Genomic DNA, 19,562 nt, shown 5'->3' with positions numbered 1-19,562 from the left:
ACGCCAGAAGACTTATATGCCTGACCATACCGGATGCACCGCCATATCCCACGACGGATATGGCGACGGATGTCGAACGGCTTTCCATGGCGATAGAGCCCATCTGCGCATGCTTTTGGCGCTTCCAGTCCTGCTTGCCACATGGCGTATTCTCATCGGGAACACATCAAGTGGACGCTCGATCACGCACTCGAAATGATTACGAAAAATATTCAATTACCAAAAGATTTATCTACATTCTGTATAAAAAAAGTATGACAGTGGCTGCCTTGTTCGACAACTGTGACGTCAAGAGATAAGTCAAAATTGACGTTGACGCTCGCACCACGAGCGCACTGCCGAGACCGCCTCATCAAGTCCTACTTGGCGCTATTCCGGTCGCGCCTTCTCTCACGAAGAAAGTTCTCTTCGGACGATTTCCGCACCGACGCTCAGCGCGTGAAGCTTGCCGCGCGCCACCTCTCGAGGCAAAGGAGCCATGCCGCAGTTTGTGCAGGGATAGAGTTTGTCTGCATCTACGAACTTCAACGCTTTCCTCAAAATGTCGGCGACATTTTCTGGTGTCTCAACCACATTGGTCGCCACGTCAATGGCGCCGACCATTACTCTTTTACCACGAATAAGTTCTATCAGATCCATCGGAACGCGTGAGTTCTGACACTCTAACGAAATCAAATCGATAGCGGATTTCTGCAGCCTCGGGAAAATTTGTTCATATTGTCGCCACTCCGCCCCCAGGCCTTTTTTCCAGTCTATATTGGCCTTAATGCCGTAACCGTAGCAAATATGAACTGCCGTTTCGCACTTAAGATCTTTAATGGCTCGCTCCAACGTGGCGATGCCCCAGTCATTCACCTCGTCAAAAAAAACATTGAATGCAGGCTCATCAAATTGAATAATATCAACGCCGACGGACTCCAGTTCTCTCGCCTCCTGGTTAAGGATTTTTGCGAACTCCCATGCCAGTTTTTCCCGGCTTTTATAGTGACCGTCATAGAGGGTGTCGATCATAGTCATTGGGCCCGGCAGCGCCCATTTGATTGGCTTTTTTGTCAGCGCGCGTAGAAACTGCGCATCCTCGACGAAAACGGCCTTTTCGCGGGTGACTGCACCCACAACCGACGGCACGCTGGCGTCGTAGCGATTCCGAATTTTGATCGTCTGTCGATTTTCAAAGTCGACGCCGCTGAGATGCTCGATGAATGTCGTCACAAAATGCTGACGCGTCTGTTCACCGTCACTGACGATATCAATACCTGCTTGATCCTGCTCATCCAGAGTCAGACGCAAGGCGTCCTGTTTGCCTTCGTGCAGTTCTTCGCCCTGTAATTTCCATGGAGACCAGAGCGACTCAGGCTGAGCAAGCCAGGACGGCTTCGGAAGACTGCCTGCGGTGGAGGTCGGGAGCAGTGTTTTCATAAAAGATGACCTTGTGCTGTCCGTGGAATCAGGCGGCGTAATTTTCCGACCATGCCTCAAGCATGTCCCGGTATGGCTTGATAAGGCTTTGCTCCGTATATTTACCCTGCGCTACCGCCAGTCGATTACGCTCATCCCGGTCATAGACAATGCGGGTTGTAGAATAATCCTGATGCTTCAAACTCGGTTGATAGCAATCAGACGCAGCGGCGTTGGCATTGTAGATTTCGGGGCGATAAATCTTCTGAAAGGACTCCATCGTGCTGATGGTGCCGATAAACTCCAGAGCGGAATAATCAGAGAGAAGGTCGCCGAAAAAATAAAAAGCTAGCGGCGCCACGCCTCCGGGTGGCATAAAATAACGAGCTCGCATTCCCATTTTTGCGAAATATTGATCCGTCAGGGAAAACTCACTCTGCTGATACTCCACACCCAGAACAGGATGCTCATTTCCAGTTCGAAGATAGGTCTTGTTGCTTGAAACACTGAGACATATTAAAGGGTCTTTATCGAAGTTTTTTTTGTAAGCGGACGAATTCACAGCACATTTAAAGAGATTGCCGTGCAGATTTCCATAATTGGCAGGAACGCCAAATTCTCTCCTATTTTTGTTGTAATTCAACAATAAAACACTAAAATCATAATCGCGCACGTAAGAAGAAAAATTATTACCCGTTACACCCGCAATGCGTTTATTGTCTTTTTTATCGACAATTGTAGTATTCAACATTTCGATCAACGGAAAACGAATGCTCTTGCCCTCCGAATCGATATCTATCTCAACTGAGACGATCTCAATCTCAACGGAATAGCGATCCCCATTCGGATTATCCCAATGGGCCAGATCGTTGAAACGATTGTCAATCATCCGCAGGACGTTACGCAGGTTCTCCTGACGACTTTCCCCTCTGGCCAGATTGGCGAAGTTGGTCGTGAGACGCGTATTGTCAGAGGGACAATAATCCTCATCAAAACAAATCCGTCTTATATAAAAGGCTGAATCCTGAATCATTGAAGCCTTCGTCACATCAACTGTTAAGCGCTAGCACTTATTTATGCATGACCAGTCGAGTGAATAAAAATGATTTGATTTCATAAATACATAAATTCTGTTCATAACGTGATGGCGACGCTGCGTATTGGGCAAGCTTCCATGATTCGCTGTGTTGCCTCGCCCCCAAAGGCAATGACGCATCAGGTCGACCATCGACGCACGGAGCCCAATGATGCCCCAACAAAAACACGCGCTATTTCAATGGATTACATGAAAATGACACCCCTCTTGCTACAAAAAAAAACGGCGACCTGTCGGCCGCCGCTTTGAAACTCGATATCCGGTCAGAGAGACCGGATCAGATTAGTTCTGCTTTTCGAACGCACCTGCAATGGACAGGGTCACGTCGTCACCAACCATCGGAACGTATTTCGACACACCGAAATCGCTGCGCTTGATAACCCCGGTCGCCTGAAATCCGATCGTGTACGCCTTGTCCATCGGGTTTACGCCAGCGCCAATGAACTGCGCCTGCAAAACGACGGGTTTCGTGACGCCGTGCAAGGTAAGATCACCGCTGATCGTCGCATGTCCGGCGTCGGTCGCAGTGACGCTTTTGGAGGTGAACGTCGCGGTCGGATAGCGCGCGGCGTCGAACCAGTCGGGCTCTTTCAACTCGCCAGTCAGCACGTCGCTCGTCGTCGCGACGCTGGCGATCGGCAGGCTGACCGTCAGCTTCGTGGCGGCCAAATGGGCCGGATCGATCTTCAACGAACCCGAAGCGCCGGAGAACATTCCCGAATACTGGGTGAACCCAAAATGCAGCAGCGAGAACGTGACCTGCGTGTGGCCGGGCTCGACCTTATACTGGCCGGCCTGAATTCCCTGAGCCGACGTTTCGGCGCGAGCGCAAGAAATGAACGCAACAGCGGCCAGAGCGGCGACTGTCGAAGTCACAAGACGCGTTTTCATAAATTCTCTCTTTCATTGCCAATGTGGCGTCGCCCGGTCGGGGCGATCGTCGGCGCGTCCCTGCGCCGACGGAAACTGTTCAGCCGAAGCGAAAACCGGACATGGCCTTTCCCATGACGACGTCGCTGTAATCGCGTTTGCCAAGATCCGCGCCCGCAGCGCCGGCTGCGAACATCAGCGGCAAAAGATGCTCCTCACGCGGGTGGCACTGCCGAGCGCCTGGCGCCGCCTCCCAACGCAGCAGCGCCGCATTCCGTTCCTCCGGCTCCGCCTCGACCGCCTTGGTCAGCCAGGCGTCGAAGGCTTGCGACGCGCCCGCTGACGACGGATCCGACTGCCGGAGTTGCCGCAGGTTATGGTACGTCATCCCGGTAGCCACGATCAGCACATTTTCGCCGCGCAGTGATTGCAGCGCCGCGCCGATGCGGACCTCTTCCGCAGCGTTCATATCCTGCCGAAGCGACAGCTCGACAACCGGGATGTCAGCGTCGCCAAAGGCGAGCAGGAACGGGATGAACACGCCGTGATCGAACCCCCTCTCGGGGTCTTCGTCATTTGCGATTCCGGCGGCGGACAGGAGCGACCGGACCTGCGCTGCAAGTTCGGGCGATCCCGGCGCAGGGTATTGCAGATGATACGTATGCTCTGGAAATCCGTAGTAATCGTAAATCAACGGTGGCGCTGCGCTGGATGTCACCGTCGGCCGCTCGGTTTCCCAATGCCCGGAGACGACCAGTATCGCACGTGGACGCTGCGGCAGGGTTGCAGCCAGCCCGCGCAGATAAGCCGCCATACGATCCCATATGACCGGCTGGTCCATGAAGAAGCATGGTCCTCCGCCATGAGGCGCAAACAAAACGGGTTGCCGGGCAGGCGTGGTGGTCGAGGCCGTCATCGGCGTCACCTTTTGTCGTCGAAACACGGCGCGATCTTGCCGCTACGACCACCAGACGATAATCCCTCGTTCAGGACGTTCATATAACACTCCTGGTGTGAGATACCCCCCGATGCTTGATCGCGTCACCGGAATGCAGACATTCGTTCGCGTCGTCGCTGACGGCAGCTTCGCCGCCGCCGCTCGGTCGCTCGGCATGTCGCAGACAATGGTGACGAAGCACATCGCAGCGCTGGAGACGCGCCTGGGCGTCGCCTTGTTTCAGCGCAGTACGCGTCGCCTTTCCCTGACGGAGGCCGGACGGCGCTTTCTTGATGGGTGCCAGCGCATTCTCCCGGCACTGGACGACGTCGAACAAGCCGTCGCCGTCGATGCGCAGGAGCCCCGCGGCACGCTCAGACTGAACGCGCCGGTCTCGTTCGCCATTCGCTACGTTGCGCCGCTGCTCTCAGGATTTAGCGAGCGTTATCCGCTTGTGACCGTCGACCTTGGGCTGGATGACCGCACTGTGGATCTGATCGAGGATGGATGGGATCTTGCCCTGCGCATCCGGCGTATGGCGCCGAGCAGCCTGCGGGCGCGCAAGCTCGCGTCAATCCGCATGGTCGTCTGCGCCGCGCCGTCGTACCTTGCACGACACGGCACACCCGCGACGGTCGCCGATCTGCAGCGCCATGCCTGCCTCGGGTATACGCTCAGTGACGCGGTCGGCACGACGCGATGGAGCTTCGGGGACAAAGGCGAAAGAACCGCCCCGATCCGCTGCCCCCTGGTGGCCAACAATGGCGACGCCCTGCGAGAAGCAGCAATCGTCGGTCAGGGCATTATCTATCAGCCGACGTTCATTGTCGCCGACGCCCTGCGCTCCGGCGCGCTCGTGACGCTGGCGTTCGACGCGCCGCTGCTTGAAGCATCGCAGTTACATGCGGTCTACGCACCTACCCCCACCGTATCCCTCAAGGTTCGGGCTATGATCGATTATCTGGCGGAGCAATACGGCGCCGAACGATACGGCGGCGTCCCTCCGTGGGAGGAGGGGCTACCCCCTCCCCTCGCCGCAGCCGCGACGGTCTAGGCGGGCATCCGTTCACTTCGGAGCGTGTAACGCCTCTCGCGCGTTACTTTGATGAGCGCCGTCTTTCCAGAATACGCCTGCCCGGAGGATGACGACCCGGACGGCGCGTTAAGCCGGTAACGATCCGGCTTATTGCAGATCCTCAGGAGCGAGGCGCTGCACCCGGACCGCGCGTCCCGCCGCGTCGTAATAGATGACGCTCTCGCCCCGGCGCTGCGCATAACCGTCTGGTTTTCCGTCCGGCGTCCAGAACAGGAGTCGGTCGAGATCCGGCTGCTCCTGCACCCGATCGCCGTGCGGACGATAGAGGTAGTGACTGTAATCCTTGTGGACCGGAGGCGCTGATGGATGTGCGGCGAGCTGATGCATGTCCGGCCCCTTGTGTTCGTCCGGGTCAGCGTCCTGCGCGGACGCAAAGGACGGCGCCACAAGGAGAGCCAGCGCAAAAGTCGCGGTAAGGCGGGTTGAGAGCGTCCGGAGTCCGTATCCGCGTAGCCTGTTGGACGTGACCATGTTCGTAAATCATCTCCCAAACGCTGCGCCTAGGGTGCCATGCGGAGCGCGATCCCACGCGTTTTCCCAAGTTTCGTCCGCCTGCGCAACACGGACAGATGTTACATTACGCGTCATTTTAGACGCTTCACGCCGCCGCCCCTCCTGTGGCTAAATAAAAACGATTTTATACCGTGGTTTTCAGAGATAACGACGGGGCTTGCCGATATTTAGCGCCACGTAGTAGGGTATATTGCGTATACCACCGTAAAATACGGTAATATTGAAACCCACGAAGCCGAGCCAATGACGTCATCCTCGCCGCTCACCCTCACCCGCCGCACGCTCTTCGGCGCCGCGGCAGCATGCGCCGCTTTGGCCGCCATCGGGCGTGGACACAAGGCCAGCGCCGCTCAGGCGCTGCTCAACGTGTCGTATGACCCGACCCGCGAGCTTTACGCCGACATCAACCACGCATTCGCCGCCAAGTGGGCTTCCACTCATGGCGGAAGCGCCCTTGCGGTGCGCACATCCAACGGCGGTTCCGGCGCGCAGGCCCGCTCTGTCCTCGAGGGAGCGCCCGCCGACGTGGTGACGCTGGGCCTCGCCTATGACGTCGACATGCTGGCGGCGCATGGCCTTCTGCCGACGAACTGGCAGACGCGGTTGCCGCACAATTCCACGCCGTTCACCAGCACAATCGTGTTCCTGACGCGCAAAGGCAACCCGAAGGGAATCCACGGCTGGGCCGATCTGGTCCGTGACGGCGTGCAGGTCGTAACCCCCAATCCCAAAACCTCCGGCGGCGCGCGCTGGAACTACCTCGCCGCATGGGGCTGGGCGTTGCGTCAACCGGGTGGGACGGAGGATACGGCGCGCGCCTACCTCAAATCTCTGTTCGCTCACGTGCCGGTGCTCGACGCCGGGGCGCGGGGCGCGACCAACAGCTTCGTGCAGCGTGGACTGGGCGACGTTCTTCTCGCGTGGGAGGACGAGGCGCTGCTCGCAGCGCGCGACCTCGGGCCGGATAAATTCGACATCGTCGTTCCCGACCTGACCATCCTTGCTGAGCCCCCGGTCGCACTGGTCGACAAGAATGTGGACGCGCACGGCACACGGGAGGCGGCGCAGGCCTATCTCGAGTTCCTTTATACGCCCGAGGCCCAGAAAATCGGCGCCAAGCATTACTTCCGCCCGGTCGATCCAACTGTGGCGGCAGAAAGCGCGTCGATCTTCCCTGCGGTGAAGACGTTCGACATCGCCAGTCTCGGCGGCTGGACCGCCGTGCAGAAAAAGCATTTCGCAAGCGGCGGCGTCTTCGATCAGATTTACAGTAAATGACCCCTTCCGCGACGCTTTCCCCTACGCGTGAGCCTTCGACGCTGCACGCGAAGGGACGGCGCGCTCGCGATCCATTGCCGGGGTTCCGCCTAGCGCTGGGCGCGACGCTGCTGTGGCTGGGCCTGACCGTCGTCCTTCCGCTTACCGCGCTGGCGGTACGACCCTGGCAGGAAGGCGCATCGGCGATGCTCGCTGCGCTCAACGACGGACGCATGTTCGCAGCGCTTCGGGTCAGCTTCCAGTCCGCCGTGCTCGCCGCCATTCTGGATCTGCCGCTCGGCCTGATTCTGGCCTGGGCGCTAGTGCGGACGCGCCTTCCAGGACGACGCATGATCGACGCGCTGATCGACCTGCCGTTCGCGATCCCCACAGCGGTCACCGGCATTACCCTCGCGACCTTATACAGCCCGCAGGGTTGGTTAGGCGCGCCGTTATCACGACTGGGAATCAGCGTCGCCTACAGCGTGACGGGTATCGTCGCAGCCCTGATGTTCGTGGGGTTGCCCTTCATCGTTCGCAGCGTCGAACCCGTGTTGCGCGATCTGCCGCCGGAGCTTGAGGAAGCCGCGACACTATTGGGCGCCAGACCCTGGCAGATCGTGGCGCGGGTGCTGACGCCCGCTCTTCTTCCAGCGCTGATCAGCGGCTTCGGCCTCGCCTTCGCGCGCGGCATAGGCGAATACGGCTCGGTCATCTTCATCGCGGGCAACCAGCCGTTTCGCAGCGAAATCGCTCCGCTTCTTGTCGTCGTGCGGTTGCAGGAGTTCGACTACGCGGGAGCGACCTCGATCGCTTTCATCCTGCTCGTGGCGTCCTCAGCGTGCCTCGCCGCCGTGGCCATGCTGCGCAGACGCGCGGCACGAGGACTGGTGGCGGAGGGCGCGGCGTGAACGCACTCGCATCATCCTCACCGGACAGCGCTCGCCGTTCGCCCGCCGAGATCGCGCTAATCGCCGCAGCCTACGCGATCGTGGGGCTAATGCTTGTCCTGCCACCCGTCCTCGTCTTCACCGAGGCCCTGCGCTCCGGGTTGGGCGCCGCGCTGGCGAGCATCACGGATCCCGACGCCCTCTCCGCGATCAAGCTGACGTTGGAAATGACGGTCGCCGCCGTGGTCATCAACACCAGTTTCGGCGTTCTCGCCGGATGGCTATTGGCGAAATACCGGTTTCCGGGACGCGGGGTTCTTGTCGCACTGATAGAAATTCCGATCAGCGTGTCGCCAGTGGTCGCAGGTCTGGTATGGCTGCTGCTGTTCGGGACGCAGGGTTGGTGGGGAGAGGCCCTGAACAGGGTCGGAATCACCATCGCCTTCGCCACGCCGGGCATCCTGCTGGCTACCCTGTTCGTCACCTTCCCCTTCGTGACACGCACCCTGCTGCCGCTGATGGAGCAACAGGGCCGCGACGCTGAGGAAGCCGCCACGCTGCTGGGGGCGTCTTTCTGGCGCATTCTTTGGGGCGTCACGCTGCCGGAAGCGCGCTGGGCGCTGCTTTCGGGCGTGTTGCTGACGACCGCCCGCGCGATGGGCGAGTTCGGCGCAGTTTCTGTGGTCTCAGGCCATATACCGGGCCTTACGGAAACGATGCCGCTGCATATCGAAACGCTTTATAATGGCTACCAGAGCGTCGCCGCCTTCAGCATGGCGGCGCTTCTCGCCATCATGGCGACGGCGACCGTCGGCATGCGCTCGCTGTTCGAAGCCCGGATACGACGCGAAGAACCACGCAAGGCTGAAACCGCTGGAGGCGGCGCATGAGCGTTCTGATCGAAAATCTCACGCGCCAGGTCGCCGGGGGCAAGGTCGTGCTGGACAACGTGTCGCTGCACGTTCCCGACGGGGCGTTCGTGGCGCTGGTCGGGCCATCAGGCGCGGGCAAGACGACTCTGCTGCGCGCCATAGCGGGGCTTGACCCTGCGTCCTCGGGCCATGTCGAGATTGACGGGCGTGCGATGGAAGGTCTTCCTCCTCGCGAGCGCAACGTCGGCTTCGTGTTCCAGAACTACGCTCTGTTCCGACACCTCACTGTCGCACGCAACATCTCTTTCGGGCTGGACGTTCGTCCGCGCGCGAGCCGCCCTTCCCGCGCCGAGATCGACGCGAAAGTCGCGGAGCTTCTCACGTTGATCCAGTTACCGGATCTTGGAGCCGCCTACCCGCAGCGTCTGTCGGGCGGCCAGCGACAACGCGTGGCGCTGGCCCGCGCCCTGGCCACCGGCCCGCGCCTGCTGCTGCTTGACGAGCCGTTCGGCGCACTCGACCCGATGGTCCGCCGCGCCGTTCGGACCTGGCTGCGCGATCTGCACGATCAATTAGGCCTGACGACAATCCTCGTCACCCATGATCAGGAAGAGGCGCTCGACGTCGCGGACCGGCTGGTCGTGATGCAGGATGGGCGCATTGTGCAGGACGCGGATGGAGAGACGCTGGACGCAACGCCAGCAACGCCTTTCGTCATGGAGTTTCTCGGCGAGACGCTGCGTTTTCCTGGTGTCGTGTCCAATGGGCTTTTCGTCCCCGCCGACACCCACGTCGCGCCGTTTTCTACGACTGCCGTCGACGGCTCGACCGAGGCGCTGATCCGCCCCCATGAGGCGGTGCTTCGTCCCGACGCCTCCGGCGGAACGGCGAAACGCGTCGGCCGGCGTGGGCCGCTGGAACGGTTGGCCGTCGATCTGGACACACGCACTGTCGAGATCGAGCGCCCCGTGAGCGCGCCGCCATCCGGCCTGGTCGTTCTGGAGATCGCCCAGGCGCGTCTCTTTCAGAATGGAAAACCGGCTGTCGAAAACGCCCGCCTTCCGATCGACGCCGTGACGACTTCCTCCGACGCCATTCCGGAGCCCGTGTAGAGCAGTTTCTATTTGCACGCTTAAATATAGTGATATACGCCGTTGATCTTGTATTTTCTGAATCGGCGTCGTAAATGTAGAGCGGTTTTTGCGTAACGGATTTCTTTCACTGTGGATATCAGAAGCAACAGACGCGACACCGATGGTCGTAGCGTGATCACCGCCAACCGGCTGCTTGACGGGATCGTGGTCTGGCGCGCGGCGGACGGGGCATGGCGCGAACGCATCGGCGACGCTGCCCTTGTCCCGAACGACGAAGTCGAAGCGCTTCTGAAGACGCTACAGGGACAGGCTCAGGCACAGGGCGTGCTGGGGATTTACGGTGTGCAGACCCGTGAGGACGAGGCGGAGATCACGCCCCTCACCACCCGCGAACGAATTCGTGCCTTCGGACCGTCTGTGCACCCTGAGTTCGCGCCGACCGTCTTCGCTCCGGAGCGGGCCTGAAGAGTCGTCGGTGAAAACCGGACGTCTTCGATGATGATTTCGAAATAATGACCGTGAGGCACACCCGTTAAGGTCTTGCGACCCGGCGGGATTGAGATGAAGCGCATCGCTTCACATGGAGGAGAGAAAAAGGATGTCGACCGAAACCCTCGTAAGGCAGGACAGCGCGGCGCCTCCCGTCGGGCGCTACGCCTACGATCAGGTTGACCGTGACTTCCTGCGCGACCGGATCGAGCAGTTTCGCGATCAGGTGGGCCGCCGCATCTCTGGCGCCCTGACCGAGGACGAATTCAAGCCGCTGCGTCTGATGAACGGGCTTTATCTCCAACTTCACGCCTACATGCTCCGCGTGGCGGTCCCTTATGGAACGCTGGACTCGCGCCAGATGCGCGCGCTGGCGCGGATCGCGCGAGAGTTTGACCGTGGATACGGCCATTTCACCACACGGCAGAACATCCAGTTCAACTGGATCAAGCTGGAGGACACGCCCGCCGCGCTGGAAGTTCTGGCTGAAGCGGACATGCACGCCATCCAGACCAGCGGCAACTGCATCCGCAACGTGACCTCGGACGAATTCGCAGGTGCGGCGGCGGACGAATTGCTCGACCCGCGCATCCATGCCGAAATCCTGCGCCAGTGGTCTACGCTACATCCGGAATTCACGTTCCTGCCACGCAAGTTCAAGATCGCGATCTCTGGAAGCCCGAACGACCGTGTCGCCGCACGCTTCCACGATATCGGCCTGATCGCGCGTCCCGGCGACAACGGCGCGCCGCTGTTCGAGGTGTTCGTTGGCGGCGGTCTGGGGCGTACGCCGATCGTGGGCGTCAGTCTGCGCGACGATCTGCCCGAGGAAGACTTGATCGCGTATCTGGAAGCGATCCTGCGCGTCTATAACGAGTATGGTCGGCGCGATAACATCTACAAAGCGCGTATCAAGATCCTGGTACAGGCGCTCGGCCCTGATGTTTTTCGCCAGAAAGTCGAGGCGGAGTTCGCCGCTATGGATCGCGCGCGGTATCGCCTGCATCCCTCCATCGTCACAGCGATCGGCGAACGCTTCGGGGCGCCGCACTTCGAACCGGAAGCTGGCGCGACTGCCGTGCTCGCCGCTGCGCGCGCCGCCGACCGGACGTTCGACGGATGGGTTCGGACCAATACACACCCGCACCGCGCGCCGGGCTATATTTCGGTCGTCGTGTCTCTGAAGCCAGCCGGTGGAATCCCCGGCGACGCAACGGACGCGCAGCTCGACCTTCTGGCCGATCTGGCGGACGAGTTCAGCTTCGGCGAAATCCGTGTGACGCATCTGCAGAACGTCGTGCTCGGCCATGTTCGACAGGATCGGCTACAGGAACTGTGGCGCCGTCTCGACGCCGCAGGCCTCGGGACCGCGAACATCAACTTCATCAGCGACATCATCGCCTGCCCCGGCCTCGATTACTGCGCACTCGCCAACGCGCGTTCGATCCCCATTTCGCAGAAGTTGAGCCAACGTTTCGCCGACATCACCCTGCAACGGGAAATTGGTGAGCTGCGGCTCAATATTTCGGGATGCATCAACGCCTGCGGCCATCATCATGCCGCCCATATCGGCATTCTTGGTGTGGACAAGCGCGGCGAAGAGGCTTTCCAGATCACCCTGGGCGGATCCGGTGAGCAGGACGCTTCCGTTGGTCAGATTCTTGGCCCGGCCATGACTGAGGACGATACTGTCGACGCCGTCTCCCGGCTGGTCGATCTCTATCTGGCGCGCCGCGAAGGTTCTGAGCGGTTCCTCGACACTTTCCGCCGTCTCGGGACGGCCGCCTTCAAGGATGTTGTCTATGCCGCTGCTTGAAAACGGCCGCGCGGTCGCCGACCGCTGGACCTACGCCGTTGAGGGCCAGCCGCTGGGCGAAGGCCCCGTCATCGTGCCTTCCTCGCGCCTCAGTGAGGGGCTCGGTCGCGCAGGCGGCGAACTCGGCGTTCTGCTCGCGCCCGACGAAGCGGCGGAGACGCTTCGCGCAGCTCTTGCAAGGCTGTCTCTGGTGGCTGTGCGTTTTCCGATTTTCCGCGACGGCCGCGCTTTCAGTCAGGCGCGGGCGCTTCGCGAGCACCTGCATTTCAAAGGCGAGGTGCGCGCCGTTGGCCACATCCTGCCCGACCAGTACGAATTTCTCCTGCGCTGCGGCGTGACGACTGTGGAAGCGCCTGAAAACGCGGATATCTCCGTCTGGAACGCCGCGCTGCAGCGTTTCAGCGTCGCGATGCAACCTTCCATCGCCCCGGAGAAGGCGACCGGGTTCGGCCTGCGGCGGTTCCTCGACGCCGCAGGATAACCCAGTATCCGACCGGACGGACGCATCCGCTCGCATAACATTGTTTGATCGAACGAGGAGCCGAAACCATCTCCTCGTCCCGGCGCGAACCGGACATCTGACTTTACGACAGTCCTCAGCTCACACGCTTTATCGCCATATCTCGGCCGCCTGACGGGTCGCCATCTCACGCTTCCAGCCTTCTGCAGGCTTTTCAGCGTCACATCGCCGCGAAAGGCCGCCGTATCAGGATTGGAAGCGGAAAGGCGCTTACCTATTGCCGCGCCCTATCGCTCTTGTCTGAAGATCGGGCCTAAGCGCCGCGACATAGCCCAATACCATCGGGGGCAAGCGAATAATTATCCGCGCCATCAGGAGCACGGCCTCCAAACCGAGGGAATCCCGTGGCTTCGTCTCAGCGCTGCTCGCAACCTGGCATTACGAGCAGCGTTGAACGCAGAGACGCGTGCTCCGCGTCTTCTTAGCGATCCGTAAGCCGGAATTCGATGCGGCGATTACGAGCGAAAGCCTCGGAAGTCGAACCCTCTACCAGAGGCTGGTAATCGGAGAAGCCGGTCGCCGCCAGATGATGCGGGTCCACGCCTTCGGCGATAAGCAATTTGACCACTGTGATGGCGCGGGCGCTCGACAGCTCCCAGTTACTGGGGAACGCCGTGTGGATAGGCTGCCGGTCGGCATGACCATCAATGCGTAGAATCCACGGAACGTCAGCAGGAATCTGCGATGACACCTGCCGGAAGGTTTTGGCCAGCGTCCGGATCTCCGCAGCGCCCTTCGGGGTCAGGTCGGCGCTGCCGGTCGGAAACAGCACCTCGCTCTGAAACACGAAGCGATCGCCGACGATCTGCACACCCTTCTGATCTTTCATCACGTCGCGTAGTCGTCCGAAGAATTCGGAGCGATACCGCTTGAGCTGCTCCACCTTGTCAGCCAACGCGATGTTCAGCCTGTTGCCCAGATCGGCGATTTTCGCATCACGATCCGACACGTCCTTGTGGGCGATGTCGAGAGCCTGCGATATCGCCGTCAACTGCTGGTTCAACGACGTCAGTTGCTGATCGAGCTGCGTGACCTTGTCTTCCGCCGCGTGATCAAGGTCGGACGCCTTTTTCGTATCTGCGCGCGCCTGCTCAAGCTGGCCGCCGATCGCCGCAAGGCTGGCCGCGTCCTTGTCATGCTGGGCTGAAAGCGTCGCGACGTTCGCCTTCAGATCGGACGTCGTCTTCTGTTCAAGCGCCAGCATACGCGCCAGTTCGGCCGCCTGGACCTGCAGCTTGTCGAGCACATGCTCGCGCCGGTTCAATGCGACGGACAGGAAAGCCTGCCCGAGCACGAAGACCAGAAGAACGAAGGTGACGACCATCAGCAGCGTGGACAACGCGTCCACGTAGCCAGGCCACGCATCCAGCCCGGCCTGATGGGTTCTGCCGCGGCGACCCGGTCGCATCGGGGCGCCTTATTGCGGGGTCTGGCCGCCGGTCGCGGCGACCGTGCGGGCGAGAAGACGAATATCGCTGCGAACGTCGGCAATGATCTGCTGCCTGCCTCGCTCCGCGTCCGACACAAGCTGGCTCAGCAGCGTCTCGATGTTGCGCAGGTGGATATGAGCCTGCCGGGATTCGTTGTTGTCGCCACCCTGATTCGCCATGGCGCCAAGATGACCGCTCAGACGCGCCAGCATCTGGGTCTGAAGCGTGCGCTGCTCCTCGCTCGCCCGCAGCATAAGCTGCAAGCCTTCGAGATTCTCCGCCGTCTGCTCCAGCAAGGCCTGCACGTAGGTCGGGATAGAGCCGTCGCCTTCGACATTGCCCATAGTCGAGGAAAAACGCGTCAGGCTGGCCAGCCATTCTTCCAGTTCGTTGAAGAAGCGGTTCTGCGCCTGCCCGGCGGTAAGATCGAGGAAACCGAGAACCAGCGCACTCGCCAGACCGAACAGGGAGCCGGAGAAGGCCGTGCCCATGCCATGAAGCGGCTTGGCGAGACCCGCCTTAAGTTGGTCGAACATGGCGTTGAGATCGCCGTTGCCGATCGACATGCCGCCGATCACGTCCGCGATGGCTCCGACAGTCAGCAGCAGGCCATAGAACGTTCCCAGCAAACCGAGGAAAATCAGTAATCCGGTCATATAGCGCGACACCTCGCGCCCCTCGTCCAGACGACCGGACAGGCTGTCGAGCATCGATTGCATGGCGGGCGTGGACAGCGCGATCCGGCTCCTGCCCGATTGCCCCGCAAGCGCGGTGGAGACCGCAGCGAGCATAGTCGGCGGCTCGGGCGGCGCCAAAGCGGTCCGGCCTTGCCGCATCGCGTCCACCCACTCGACCTCGGGCTGAAGCCTCAGCACCATACGGATGTTCCACGCCACGCCGATGGTAAGAATCAACAGGATCAGGCCGTCGAGCATCGGGTTGTTGAAGAACGCCGCACGTAGCGGGCGCCACAACAAGCCGCAGACAATGATGACGGCGGCGAGAAACGCGACCATCCTGAGGAGATAACTCGTGGGTTTGGTCATCGGGCGCCTTGGATTATGAGAATGTGGTCGGGACGCAGGCGTAACGGAGCCGACGGTTACGGTACCGCGTCCGAACGCCTTATGTCCACCCGGTCGGCAGGTTCGGGGCTGGGAGAGGCCAGCGCGGGAAGAACCCGGACGTAGATACGCGTCGACGGCACGCCCGCGTTCATCAGGACCGCACGAACGGCGAGGCCCCGCTGTAGCGCCATACGACGTGGGCGGGACGGATCGTTAGGCGCGCCGCTGCCGATCGCGTCGATCAGGGCGCGCGAGTCTGGTTTTTCCTGCAGGGCTTTCACGAAGGCCAGGACCGCATCGCGGGTTTCCGCGTTCAGATCGAACGATTTCGCAGCAAAGGTGATGCGCACGCCACCGTCGATAGGCGTCGCCGCCCCCTGCGCATCCTTGACTGCCGGAGGATCTGCAGGATTTGGAAACGGGTGAAGATCGACCGGCGTCGGCGGCGGCGTGAGGATCGGAATCGGGGGCGGTGCGGGCGGAATAGTTGGCGGCGGCGGTGGTTTGCCCGGCGCCACAGGTTTCGCAGGCGCGGAGGCCTGCGGCTGCGCGTCGCTCTTTCCAGATGCCGCAGCTACGGCGCCGTCGACAGGTTTTTCCGGCGCTGTCAGCTGCGATGCCGCCGCAGGTTTAACCGTAGCGCTGGAGTCGGCACCGACACGCGCTGATCTCTGCGCAAGGGCTTTGTGTCCTGAGGCGCTGGCCTCCTGCCTCGGTTTCTGCTCAGGCGTTATCGAATCGAGCGCGTCCGGATTGGTGGTCACCTGCGCGCGGACCGACAAAGGCGCGACAAGCGCGACGCCGCCGGTCAAAACCGCCGCGACCGAAACGGCGGCGCAGAAATGCAGCTTCATGACAACCAGTTCCGCGGCACGAAATAGCACGCTCCAGGCAGATCGCTCGACGTCTGCTTCATCTCCCGATTGGAAACAAAGCCATATGCCGATGTCACCCGGCAAAATCCGCACGTCAAGCTGCGCCCCCGCAGGAGAGAGGTCCGCCCGCGGGCAGCTTCGTCAACGGCGCGCAAGATCGCGTCCCGGGCGGTCAGTCGCGCTCGACGAGGCTGTCCGCGACGATTTCACGGAGCTTTCCATGGAGCTGCGCGTTTCCGGCCACAAGCAGCACATCATCGGGAAGGTCGTTGATATCCACGCCTGCCGGGTCGGTGCAGTAGCCTCCGGCCTCGCGCACAAGCAGCGCCCCCGCAGCACAATCCCACGGGCGAATGCCGAACTCCCAGTATCCTTCATAGCGCCCGGCGGCCACCCACGCGAGATCGAGAGCCGCCGCGCCAAAGCGACGGATTCCGGCCACCTGCGGCATCAGCGCGCCCATCGTGCGGGCAAACGGCAGGCGTTGACGCGCGGGCACCTTGGCGAAGGGAATGCCGGTCGCGAACAGGGACTCCGACATTTCACGACGGGCGGATACGCGCATACGACGCTCGTTAAAGAACGCGCCTACGCCCTTTTCCGCCCAGAACATCTCACCGGCAGCCGGGTTGTAGACCAGTCCGGCCGACAGCTCGACCGATCCATCCGACAACCGTCGTTGCAACCCGATGGAGATCGCCCAGTGCGGCAGGCCATGAAGGAAATTCGTCGTTCCGTCGAGCGGATCGACCACCCAGCGCCAGGTCCAGTTGTCACCGCCGGAAGCGCCGGACTCTTCCATCAGAAAGGCGTAGCCGGGACGCGCCCGCTCAAGCTCTTCACGGATGGTGGCCTCGGCGCGCAGATCGGCCTGCGACACGAAGTCGCCGGGTCCCTTGATGCTGACCTGCAACTGCTCGACCTCGTTGAAGTCGCGCAGAAGGCGCTTCGCAGCCTTCTGGGCCGCGTTCTGCATGACGGTCATCACGGGGGAGAGGCGCATGGCCACAGGTCACATCCTTGGGAAAATCTTGGTCAGAGACGCCGGACAGGCATCCGTCCGGCGTATGAAGCGTCTGGTCAGTCCTGAATTCAGGACTTCGCGCGCTCCACATAGCTCGCGTCGTCAGTCCGGATCACGATGCGCTCGCCCGCCTCAATGAACGGAGGCACCATGGTCTTCACGCCATTGGACAGAACCGCAGGTTTGTAGGACGAGCTTGCAGTCTGCCCCTTCACCACCGGGTCCGCCTCGACGATCTCAAGCGTGACGTGCGGCGGCAGCGTGACGGCCACCGGGTCGCCCTCGACCAGATTCACGTTCAGGACCATGTTGTCCTGCAGGAACGGGGCCTGCTCGCCCAGAAGCTCGACAGAAATCATGAACTGCTCGAACGTCTCGGGGTCCATCAGCACGAGCGTGTCGCCGTCGGAATAGGAATAGGTGTATTCCTTGTCCTCGGTCATCAGACGCTCGACCGTATCGGCGGTGCGCCACCGCTCGTTGGTCTTGTTGCCGGTCTTCAGGTCGCGCATCTCGACCTGAATGAAGGCTCCACCCTTTCCGGGAGTAATGATCTGCTGCTTGAGGACCGTCCACCGACGTCCGTCATGCTCGATGACCTGTCCGGCGCGGATCAGGTTCGCCTGCTGTTTCATAAGTCGTCCCTGGAAGAGAGAAGCTGGGGGATCAGAGGCGGGCTTCTACCCCCCACGAGGCCGAAGGGCAAGGCCGACGCACGACAGAGGGTATTTGGTCGCCAAAAAACACCGGCGGCGCGCGCACGGGCGCCTGCGTGTCAGCGAAGCCGGGCGGGCACCGCAAAGAAGCCCCTGACCGCCTTTGATCAGCCAATTATTGATATGAAATTCACGTACTCGAGCGATACGCGCGCTGCGCGTCGTGTTACTCATGCGTAACATTGAATATCCCACTGCATAACAATTGCGCTCATCGACCTGCCTACGCGAGGAGTTTCAGGTTGCGTACGACCAACATCATTGAAACGCCTCAATATCTGACCGGCGTCGCTCCTTCGATCGACGCCTCAGAAGAAATCCGTTCTCTGACCGGATTACGCGGCGTCGCCGCTGTGTGGGTGGTCCTCTTTCATATGGTGGTACACGATCCGGGCAGCGGCCTGATCGACGCGATGATCAAACATGGCTACCTCGCGGTCGATCTTTTTTTCGTTTTGAGCGGCTTCGTAATGGCGATGTCCTATCGCCGCATATTTACACATCCGCTGACTGGCAAAACCTTTTGCGTCTTCATGTTACGACGCATTGCGCGAATCTACCCGCTCTACATTTTTGTACTGCTGCTCGTGTCCACCCGCCTGATTGGTCAGGCCTTTCTGACGCACGGCCCTGCACGATCGCTACTGACGGACCTGCCTTTCAACATTTTTCTGATTCAGGCTTGGGTTGGCCGCCCCTCAATCCTAGGGCCATCATGGTCGGTTTCAACCGAATTCGCGGCCTATTTTCTATTCCCGCTGCTGTTAAAATCCGTCACCTCACGGAGCCAGGTTCTGCCTGCTTTGACCGTTCTGCTAGCTGGGTGCGGGGTTCTTGCTGTCGCTTGCCACTCCACGACCGACATACTGAGCGAACGCCACGGGCCACTTGATCTGTCGGACGGCGCACCGTTCTGGCCTCTACTACGCTGCATGGCTGAGTTTACTCTTGGACTCGTCAGCTATCGCGCCGCGACCAGTCGCCTGTTTTCGCGACGAACGGAAAGCCGAACCGTGACGCGTTTCGGCCTGTCTACACGTACCTGCATCGACCTCGCGATAGGCCTCGCTCTGATCTGCGCAATCGCAATACCCCGGTCAGACATCGTCTTTGTCGCGTTGCTTCCTCCGTTGATGATTGCCCTGAGCGCTCGGAATGGTGCGCTCTCCACAATATTTAGCGCGCGACCAATCTACATGTTTGGCCTCTGGTCTTACGCTATCTACCTTTGGCACTTTCCCCTGCTCTTTATCATGTGGCACGCAGAAGCGCTGCTCCAGGCGCGCATCGGGTTCGATTTGGCGCGCGCCGTTGGCGTCGTCGCATGTTGGGCGGTCATTCTTCCCGTCTCAGCCCTGTCCTACCGGTTCATTGAAACTCCGGGGCGGAAGATTATTCGCGGTTTTGAAAAACGACTTTTTCCATCGGAGGACAGAGCCGTGCTGGAAAGCGAGGCGGCCGGACGAGCGCGACTTTGAGGCTGCCAGCATGCCTGTCACACACTAAATTGACGCATTACCCTTTCTCGTGGCTTCGTGACTGATTATCCCAATTACATGCTTTGACGATTTTTTGCCCGGCGACTCTGGCTACCGAACCGCC

General features: G+C 60.7%; 19 protein-coding genes. 9 read left to right on the top strand and 10 right to left on the bottom strand.

The window, feature by feature from the left end; genetic code table 11:
• Positions 1-390 precede the first annotated feature (390 nt).
• The 4 genes from G442_RS0105650 to G442_RS0105635 all read right to left on the bottom strand — a co-directional run bounded on the left by G442_RS0105650 (position 391) and on the right by G442_RS0105635 (position 4,280).
• Positions 391-1,419: a methionine synthase gene (locus tag G442_RS0105650; RefSeq protein WP_026397207.1), complete on the bottom strand. Its 1,029-nt coding sequence runs from the start codon at positions 1,417-1,419 to the stop codon at positions 391-393.
• 28 nt (positions 1,420-1,447) lie between these two features.
• A complete protein-coding gene (locus G442_RS0105645; protein ID WP_026397206.1) occupies positions 1,448-2,431 on the bottom strand; it encodes a DUF1852 domain-containing protein in 984 nt (327 codons plus the stop codon).
• Positions 2,432-2,776: 345 nt separating this feature from the next.
• Entirely contained in the window at positions 2,777-3,385 is a 609-nt protein-coding gene (locus tag G442_RS0105640) for a YceI family protein (RefSeq protein ID WP_026397205.1), read from the bottom strand.
• A gap of 79 nt (positions 3,386-3,464) precedes the next feature.
• Positions 3,465-4,280, bottom strand: coding sequence for a DODA-type extradiol aromatic ring-opening family dioxygenase (locus tag G442_RS0105635; RefSeq protein WP_026397204.1), 816 nt, complete (start codon positions 4,278-4,280; stop codon positions 3,465-3,467).
• A gap of 112 nt (positions 4,281-4,392) precedes the next feature.
• Between G442_RS0105635 and G442_RS0105630 the strand changes: the two genes are divergently transcribed.
• Positions 4,393-5,355: a LysR family transcriptional regulator gene (locus G442_RS0105630; protein ID WP_026397203.1), complete on the top strand. Its 963-nt coding sequence runs from the start codon at positions 4,393-4,395 to the stop codon at positions 5,353-5,355.
• Between the two features lie 129 nt (positions 5,356-5,484).
• On the opposite strand, the gene G442_RS0105625 is transcribed toward G442_RS0105630, so the two are convergent.
• Positions 5,485-5,868, bottom strand: a complete 384-nt coding sequence (locus G442_RS0105625; protein WP_084440384.1) for a hypothetical protein — start codon at positions 5,866-5,868, stop codon at positions 5,485-5,487.
• A 285-nt stretch (positions 5,869-6,153) separates the two neighbouring features.
• On the opposite strand from G442_RS0105625, the gene G442_RS0105620 reads away from it, so the two are divergent.
• From G442_RS0105620 to G442_RS0105590, 7 genes are all read left to right on the top strand, one after another.
• Positions 6,154-7,188 carry a sulfate ABC transporter substrate-binding protein gene (locus tag G442_RS0105620; protein ID WP_026397201.1) on the top strand — a complete coding sequence of 345 codons (1,035 nt, stop codon included), beginning with the start codon at positions 6,154-6,156 and terminating at the stop codon, positions 7,186-7,188.
• On the top strand, positions 7,185-8,078 hold the full coding sequence (gene cysT / locus G442_RS0105615) for a sulfate ABC transporter permease subunit CysT (RefSeq protein ID WP_084440383.1): 894 nt from the start codon (positions 7,185-7,187) through the stop codon (positions 8,076-8,078). Before G442_RS0105620 ends, cysT begins: the two co-directional genes overlap by 4 nt.
• Positions 8,079-8,128: 50 nt before the next feature.
• Positions 8,129-8,947 (top strand): sulfate ABC transporter permease, encoded by an 819-nt coding sequence (locus G442_RS0105610; RefSeq protein ID WP_026397199.1) that lies wholly within the window; start codon positions 8,129-8,131, stop codon positions 8,945-8,947.
• Positions 8,944-10,041: a sulfate/molybdate ABC transporter ATP-binding protein gene (locus tag G442_RS21020; protein WP_051291974.1), complete on the top strand. Its 1,098-nt coding sequence runs from the start codon at positions 8,944-8,946 to the stop codon at positions 10,039-10,041. Before G442_RS0105610 ends, G442_RS21020 begins: the two co-directional genes overlap by 4 nt.
• 111 nt (positions 10,042-10,152) lie before the next feature.
• A complete protein-coding gene (locus tag G442_RS0105600) occupies positions 10,153-10,488 on the top strand; it encodes a DUF2849 domain-containing protein (protein WP_026397198.1) in 336 nt (111 codons plus the stop codon).
• A 133-nt stretch (positions 10,489-10,621) separates the two neighbouring features.
• Positions 10,622-12,328: a nitrite/sulfite reductase gene (locus tag G442_RS0105595; protein WP_026397197.1), complete on the top strand. Its 1,707-nt coding sequence runs from the start codon at positions 10,622-10,624 to the stop codon at positions 12,326-12,328.
• Complete coding sequence (locus G442_RS0105590) at positions 12,315-12,809, top strand: DUF934 domain-containing protein (RefSeq protein ID WP_026397196.1); 495 nt, start codon at positions 12,315-12,317, stop codon at positions 12,807-12,809. Before G442_RS0105595 ends, G442_RS0105590 begins: the two co-directional genes overlap by 14 nt.
• 460 nt (positions 12,810-13,269) lie before the next feature.
• Here G442_RS0105590 and G442_RS0105585 read toward each other — a convergent pair whose 3' ends face one another.
• From G442_RS0105585 to efp, 5 genes are all read right to left on the bottom strand, one after another.
• Positions 13,270-14,256: a peptidoglycan -binding protein gene (locus G442_RS0105585; RefSeq protein WP_026397195.1), complete on the bottom strand. Its 987-nt coding sequence runs from the start codon at positions 14,254-14,256 to the stop codon at positions 13,270-13,272.
• Between the two features lie 9 nt (positions 14,257-14,265).
• Positions 14,266-15,324 carry a hypothetical protein gene (locus tag G442_RS0105580; RefSeq protein ID WP_026397194.1) on the bottom strand — a complete coding sequence of 353 codons (1,059 nt, stop codon included), beginning with the start codon at positions 15,322-15,324 and terminating at the stop codon, positions 14,266-14,268.
• 56 nt (positions 15,325-15,380) lie between these two features.
• Entirely contained in the window at positions 15,381-16,199 is an 819-nt protein-coding gene (locus tag G442_RS21015) for an OmpA family protein (protein WP_035376275.1), read from the bottom strand.
• 193 nt (positions 16,200-16,392) lie between these two features.
• Complete coding sequence (locus tag G442_RS0105570; protein WP_026397193.1) at positions 16,393-17,223, bottom strand: inositol monophosphatase family protein; 831 nt, start codon at positions 17,221-17,223, stop codon at positions 16,393-16,395.
• An 89-nt stretch (positions 17,224-17,312) separates the two neighbouring features.
• Complete coding sequence (gene efp / locus G442_RS0105565) at positions 17,313-17,879, bottom strand: elongation factor P (protein ID WP_026397192.1); 567 nt, start codon at positions 17,877-17,879, stop codon at positions 17,313-17,315.
• Between the two features lie 323 nt (positions 17,880-18,202).
• On the opposite strand from efp, the gene G442_RS0105560 reads away from it, so the two are divergent.
• A complete protein-coding gene (locus tag G442_RS0105560) occupies positions 18,203-19,438 on the top strand; it encodes an acyltransferase family protein (protein ID WP_026397191.1) in 1,236 nt (411 codons plus the stop codon).
• Positions 19,439-19,562 lie beyond the last annotated feature (124 nt).

Source organism: Acetobacter nitrogenifigens DSM 23921 = NBRC 105050 (assembly GCF_000429165.1).
Taxonomy (GTDB): Bacteria; Pseudomonadota; Alphaproteobacteria; order Acetobacterales; family Acetobacteraceae; genus Acetobacter; species Acetobacter nitrogenifigens.
The sequence above is the reverse complement of the archived record's forward strand: the minus strand, read 5'-3'. Positions and strand labels throughout refer to the sequence as shown.

Bases quoted from the DNA above. Each gene is read 5' to 3' on its own strand.
- G442_RS0105620 (WP_026397201.1), top strand. From the start codon at position 6,154: ATGACGTCATCCTCGCCGCTCACCCTCACCCGCCGCACGCTCTTCGGC.
- G442_RS0105635 (WP_026397204.1), bottom strand. From the start codon at position 4,280: ATGACGGCCTCGACCACCACGCCTGCCCGGCAACCCGTTTTGTTTGCG.
- G442_RS0105645 (WP_026397206.1), bottom strand. From the start codon at position 2,431: ATGATTCAGGATTCAGCCTTTTATATAAGACGGATTTGTTTTGATGAG.
- G442_RS0105650 (WP_026397207.1), bottom strand. From the start codon at position 1,419: ATGAAAACACTGCTCCCGACCTCCACCGCAGGCAGTCTTCCGAAGCCG.
- cysT (WP_084440383.1), top strand. From the start codon at position 7,185: ATGACCCCTTCCGCGACGCTTTCCCCTACGCGTGAGCCTTCGACGCTG.
- G442_RS0105630 (WP_026397203.1), top strand. From the start codon at position 4,393: ATGCTTGATCGCGTCACCGGAATGCAGACATTCGTTCGCGTCGTCGCT.
- G442_RS0105640 (WP_026397205.1), bottom strand. From the start codon at position 3,385: ATGAAAACGCGTCTTGTGACTTCGACAGTCGCCGCTCTGGCCGCTGTT.
- G442_RS0105625 (WP_084440384.1), bottom strand. From the start codon at position 5,868: ATGGTCACGTCCAACAGGCTACGCGGATACGGACTCCGGACGCTCTCA.
- G442_RS0105570 (WP_026397193.1), bottom strand. From the start codon at position 17,223: ATGCGCCTCTCCCCCGTGATGACCGTCATGCAGAACGCGGCCCAGAAG.
- G442_RS21015 (WP_035376275.1), bottom strand. From the start codon at position 16,199: ATGAAGCTGCATTTCTGCGCCGCCGTTTCGGTCGCGGCGGTTTTGACC.
- efp (WP_026397192.1), bottom strand. From the start codon at position 17,879: ATGAAACAGCAGGCGAACCTGATCCGCGCCGGACAGGTCATCGAGCAT.
- G442_RS0105585 (WP_026397195.1), bottom strand. From the start codon at position 14,256: ATGCGACCGGGTCGCCGCGGCAGAACCCATCAGGCCGGGCTGGATGCG.
- G442_RS0105595 (WP_026397197.1), top strand. From the start codon at position 10,622: ATGTCGACCGAAACCCTCGTAAGGCAGGACAGCGCGGCGCCTCCCGTC.
- G442_RS0105590 (WP_026397196.1), top strand. From the start codon at position 12,315: ATGCCGCTGCTTGAAAACGGCCGCGCGGTCGCCGACCGCTGGACCTAC.
- G442_RS0105580 (WP_026397194.1), bottom strand. From the start codon at position 15,324: ATGACCAAACCCACGAGTTATCTCCTCAGGATGGTCGCGTTTCTCGCC.
- G442_RS21020 (WP_051291974.1), top strand. From the start codon at position 8,944: ATGAGCGTTCTGATCGAAAATCTCACGCGCCAGGTCGCCGGGGGCAAG.